This is a genomic window from Bradyrhizobium ferriligni, assembly GCF_056837965.1.
This window is the reverse complement of sequence record NZ_JBXEJO010000205.1, coordinates 1-678: the sequence shown is the minus strand read 5'-3', so window position 1 is coordinate 678 and position 678 is coordinate 1. Positions and strand designations below refer to the sequence as shown.

Sequence of the window (678 nt, the reverse complement as noted above, 5' to 3'; positions counted from 1 at the left end):
GGAGCAGAAAGTGAAAATGAAAGTGAAATTCCAGTTGATAAAAATCTGGTGATAAAATGTTCAGATAGGACGGAAAGTTAGATAGTCAGTTGAAGAGTCATGTCTAAGAGGAAGCAGACAGGCATAGATCTGGAAACAAAACTAAGAATTCTAAACGAAGTAGACCGTGGTGCATTGAAGAAAAAGACAATTGCTGAACAGTATGGAATTGCCAAGTCTACCTTATCCACAGTACTTAAAGACCGGGAAAAAATTCTTAATGCTGTTGCATTAGGTTCCGGTAACAAATCTAAGCGACTTCGTAGTGCTAAGTATGAAGATATCGAAACGCTACTTCTAGAATGGTTCAACCATATGCGCACTTCCAATGTACCTTTAAGTGGACCTATAATTCAGTCAAAAGCAAATGAGATTGTCAAAAATTTGGATATTCAAGATTTCAGCTGTTCCGCTGGTTGGCTGTACCGGTTCCAAAAGAGACACTCAATTTCATCAGTAGTGATTTGTGGTGAAGCAAATAAAGTTGATGAAGAAGAAGCAAACAACTGGTTGCATGGATTTTACGGAGTGAGAGAAAAGTATGCCTCGTGTGACGTGTACAATATGGACGAAACTGGACTTTTTTACAATCTTTTTCCAAGTCATACCCTCGGAATAAAAGGTGACAAGTGCCATGGT

Annotated in this window: 1 protein-coding gene; it reads left to right on the top strand. The window is 38.6% G+C overall.

Annotated features, from left to right (window positions below; translation table 11 throughout):
• Positions 1 to 99 precede the first annotated feature (99 nt).
• On the top strand, positions 100 to 678 hold a 579-nt coding region (locus AC1VNY_RS42510; protein WP_482409671.1), incomplete at its 3' end, for a hypothetical protein.